At 45.7% G+C, this 4,770-nt stretch carries 4 protein-coding genes; 3 read left to right on the top strand and 1 reads right to left on the bottom strand.

All coding sequences use genetic code 11. The features are described from left to right. Positions 1-235 precede the first annotated feature (235 nt). The gene (locus tag RMO79_RS05460) at positions 236-1,378 is read right to left on the bottom strand and encodes an alanine--glyoxylate aminotransferase family protein (RefSeq protein ID WP_310482043.1); all 1,143 of its coding nucleotides are present in this window, start codon (positions 1,376-1,378) and stop codon (positions 236-238) included. Between the two features lie 265 nt (positions 1,379-1,643). Between RMO79_RS05460 and RMO79_RS05455 the strand changes: the two genes are divergently transcribed. The 3 genes from RMO79_RS05455 to RMO79_RS05445 all read left to right on the top strand — a co-directional run. After that, on the top strand, positions 1,644-2,072 hold the full coding sequence (locus tag RMO79_RS05455; RefSeq protein ID WP_310482042.1) for a KGK domain-containing protein: 429 nt from the start codon (positions 1,644-1,646) through the stop codon (positions 2,070-2,072). 815 nt (positions 2,073-2,887) lie between these two features. Further along, positions 2,888-4,033 (top strand): glycosyltransferase, encoded by a 1,146-nt coding sequence (locus tag RMO79_RS05450; protein WP_310482041.1) that lies wholly within the window; start codon positions 2,888-2,890, stop codon positions 4,031-4,033. Between the two features lie 129 nt (positions 4,034-4,162). Beyond that, positions 4,163-4,770: diaminopimelate decarboxylase family protein (locus RMO79_RS05445; RefSeq protein WP_396136533.1), on the top strand; the 608-nt coding region annotated here is incomplete at its 3' end.

Here is a 4,770-nt window from a genome sequence, read left to right as displayed (position 1 = left end):
CAAATCGATCGGTTTGGCTCGAACGACGATGGCTGGCTAATTGGCAATCGAAGTCCCATCGGTCGTAGCGGTTGGCAACGAGCCGATCGTTACAAATTGTAAATTTGGCAGCTTGGGGGAGCATGTGGAAGGCTTGCACTGAGCGTGGGGGGTGTGGGAGGTGTGGGGGGGTGGGAGGAGGAAAACCTATTCCCTATTCCCTATTCCCTATTCCCTATTCCCTATTCCCTATTCCCTAACCGAAAGCCTTAGCCGCAGCAGCAACACCAGCACCGGGGGTGCCAGAATGACCGAGTTCGGCGACGGTGGCTTCGAGAGCGGCGATGGCGGTGAGAATATCGCGATCGCAGACAAAGCCTAAATGACCGATTCTAAAGATTTTACCTTTAAGACCATCTTGACCGCCAGCGAGGACGATATCAAATTTCTTTTTCATCACGCTGCGAATCTGTTCCGCATCGACAGTGGTAGGCGCAACAGCGGTAATTGCTGGGCTGCCGTGCCCTTCGGGTGCGTAGAGTGGTAAACCCATCGCCGCAATTGCCGCGCGGGTAGCGTGCATTTGCCGATGGTGGCGGGCAAAAATATTTTCTAGCCCTTCAGCCTTCATCATCGTCAGTGCGGCTTGGAGGGCAAAAATTAGGTTGACTGGCGGTGTAAATGGCGTAGTATTTTTAGCGGCATCCTTGCTATATTTACCTAAATCCATATAGTAACGGGGTAATTTCGCCGTTTTATAAGCTGCCCAAGCGGTGGGGCTGACAGCGACAAAGCCCAGTCCGGGGGGAATCATAAAACCTTTTTGCGAGCCAGAGCAAACCACATCTAGACCCCAAGCATCGATCGGCACATTCGTCGCTCCCAGGCTGGTGACCGCATCGACGATCGATAGTGCGCCGTGCGCTCTAATATGTGTGGAGATCGTTTCTAGGTCGTTAATTACCCCAGTAGAAGTCTCGCTATGAGTGACGATGACCCCTTTAATCGCTTTGGCGGTATCTGCATCCAGTACCGATTTGACCGCATGGGGATCGATCGGTTGTCCCCACGGTGCGGTGACTTCAACGACATCTAGTGCAAAGGCATGAGCGACTTCCGCCCACCGTTCGCCAAATTTACCATTGTGGACTACTAAAACTCGATCGCCAGGGCTGAAGAAGTTAATAATGCCCGCTTCCATCGCCCCGGTGCCAGAGACTGTCAGCATCAAGACATCATTTTGGGTTTGGTGCAACCACTTGAGATTAGCAGTCACATCTGCCATAATCTGACTGAATTCACCACTCCGATGCCCGATCGGATGCTTGGCTAAAGCCAATAGTACATTTTCTGGTACTGGCGTAGGGCCAGGAATCATCAACATTAATTTATTTTCCACGCTCTTTATCCCACTGAAATGATTGCTAAACTGACTGTACCGGAGTAGATTTACGAAAATGTCAATTCTAGCGCAAGACTACGCACTGCGGATAGGGGGCACAAAGCTCGATTCTCCAAAGGAGAGGCTCGCGGTCTCGTTCCCGCGATCGAGATCGACAAAATTACCACTACTGGCAATCCGGCGATCGAGAAGGTCTGTTTTGAGTATATTATGGCATCATGTTAATGGTATCTAGTATTAACCTTCGATCGCGAAAAACGTTATGACAAATAATCTTATTCCCTATGATTGTGGTGATGATGATGTGATTGCCTTTGGAGAGGCAATGTTTCGTTCTGGCAAGCTAAAAAAAGCGATCGGGCAATCTTTTGATGGTTCCGTTGGTAGAGCGATCGATCAGAAATTACGTCAACACGGTCTAGAGATTCCCATTCGGATGATCGGTTCGACGAGGTTGGCCAACGAGCATTGTCAATGGTTTGACGAAGGTATTAGTTGCGAAATCCTCGATCTGGCAACCCGCCGTTGGTGCAAAGGTAAAGTTCGCGTCCAAGTTTCAGTTGAGTTTTTAGTAGAAGATTCTGGTGAAAAAATGTTATTACCTGGGGATCGAGAACGGGAAGATTCTACCAGTGATGAGTATGTTAATAGTGAATATGTATTCACGGGTATTCATCATAACGGTCAATAAACTAGCTATGATGAATCGTTGGTATTTTTTTACGCTCATTACATAGTTGGGTCGGAAATATTTAAATACTAAGCACCCAAATTCTACGAGGAGTTTGGGTATCTAATTTTTGTCAAATATTTGAATTACTTGGCTAATTTGTCTGGATTTTACTCGATCGATGTGAGTGTCAATATTCTAGTCGAATCAGTAATAAAAGCGATCGACAAGTTGATACTCATCCATGTCGATTTAGATTGTAGGTTGCCAAAAGTTATCCTCGATTTAGTTCGATCTAAGTTTAGATAGTCGCCAGACTTCGATCTTAAATCTGAAACTATCTCTCGATCGGTTGTCAGTCATCAATAGATAATATTTACCGATGGCTACTGTCTAAACATCCTTTTACTAGCTGAAAGTCTCGATTTAATGAGACTACCTTTTCTCGACGATCTTTAATGCAAATTAGTTGTATCGGTCTCCTGTCGGTGCGCTGGCAAACGAATTAGTATCTAACCTATATTTCGCTGTTTCCTGGCGATCTGAGAGACTCATAGCAGAGTAAGCGATCTTTTACAAGAGTAGTATTACTAGCGAAAAATACCGATCGAGTGAAACCTAGATATTGGTATTTATCTATGGTATCGTTAGTAATAACATCGATAAAATTTAATAAATATATTTTAGTATATAAATATTCATTACTAACGAATAGAAATTAATTTATCCAATTCTCACTTTCTCAGCTAACGCAATCAACTTCAAGAGTAGCCAGTCGAATTTAGAATGGCTCGATCTGTAAAATTGCGAAAGAATAAAACCAAAAATTAAATTGAATGCGAGTTCTTCATATTATTACAGATTTTGACGACGGTGGCGCACAAGCTGTTCTGTGCCGATTTGTGACTGCCGATCGCAAAGACGAACATCAGGTGATTTCCTTGATGAATATCGGTGCGTATGGAGAACGTATCTTAGAGATGGGCATTAAAGTTTACGCACTCGATATGCCCAAGAGTCAATTGACGATCGATGGATTAATTAAGCTATATAAACTCATCCGCACTATCGATCCCGACATTATCCAAACCTGGATGTATCACAGTGATTTTGTCGGTAGCATTGTCGCTCGACTGGCAGGTAAAAAGACCGTCGTGTGGGGCATTCACAACACCAATCTCGATCCGGCAAAAACATCGAAATCTACCCGCGCAATCGTGCGTGCGTGCGGCTTATTATCAAAAAACCTCCCCCGAAAAATTGTCAGTTGTTCTCAAGAGGGAGTCAGAGTTCATGCCAAGTTGGGTTACCAGTCTCAAAAAATGGTTGTCATTCCCAATGGCTACGATATTAGTGAATTTGCGCCCCAACCAGACAGCCGGAGCAAACTCCGCGCTCTGTGGCAGATTCCCGAAAATACGACATTGTTCGGGATGGTGGCACGTTGGAATCCCCAAAAAGATCATGCCAATCTCATCGCTGCTTTAGCTGAGTTGAAAGAACGAGTCCAATCGCCTTGGCATTGCGTGACGATCGGCTCGAATATGTCCGAAGATAATCAAGTATTATTAGATCTGCTCGATCGAGCAGGAGTCAGAGATCGCGTTACCTTACTTGGCATTCGGACTGATATCCCTGCCGTGATGAGTGCCTTAGATTTTCATGTGTTGTCTAGTGCTTATGGCGAAGCTTTTCCCAATGTTGTTGCCGAGGCAATGGCTTGTGAAACTCCTTGCATTGTCACCGAAGTCGGGGATTCGGCACTCATTGTCGGCGATACTGGCTGGGTAGTGCCATCTAGCGATCCCGTAGGGTTGGCAACTGCAATGGCAGCAGCGATTCAAGCATTAGCCGATCTGCCAGGATTGAAGGATCGACAAACAAAATGCCGACAGCGCATCGAAGCAAATTTTAATTTGCAGATCATGATCGAACGGTATCAACAGTTATGGGCGAGCTGTGTTTTAGAGCCACAGCATTAAGCGTGGCAGCCGCAGCATTCAGTCATTTAGTCCCCTTCCTGTTCTGATTCCGAACTGACGTTAACTAGTAACTTGGTTTCGTCAGTCCTATTATAATTTAACTATCCAGATCGTAGTTTACATAGTCTAATGGTATCGATTTCTGCAACTCATCCCACCAGCCGCCAGTACTTACCCGCAACTACTCCCGACGCATCGCCCAACCAGCACATTCTCCCCCTGACTGCGAAAGTAAACGCCAGCGACTGTCTCGAAGTTGGCGGCTGTGATGTCACCGAGTTAGTCAAACAATTTGGTTCGCCGTTATATATCCTCGACGAGCAATCGGTACGCACCGCCTGTAGACAATATCGGGATGGATGGCAGAAATATTATCCCGGCGAATCTCTGGTAATATATGCTTCAAAAGCGTGGAGTTGTCTGGCTGTATGTGCGATCGCCAGTAGTGAAGGTTTAGGTATCGATGCGGTATCTGGTGGCGAAATACTCACCGCAATTAAAGCTGGCGTGAGTGCAGAGAAAATCTACTTCCACGGTAATAATAAATCAGTTGCCGAACTCGAACTGGCGATCTCTAAAAACTGTAAAATTATTGCCGATAACTGGCTCGAACTAGAAAATATTGCCAATATCGCCAGCATCGCGGGTAAAAATGTCCCCGTCATGATTCGACTCACGCCAGGAATCGAGTGTCACACTCACGAATATATCCGCACCGGACATTTAGACAGTAAATT

The organism is Chamaesiphon sp. VAR_48_metabat_403 (assembly GCF_031422475.1).
Lineage (GTDB): Bacteria > Cyanobacteriota > Cyanobacteriia > Cyanobacteriales > Chamaesiphonaceae > Chamaesiphon.
This window is presented reverse-complemented; position numbering and strand designations above follow the sequence as displayed.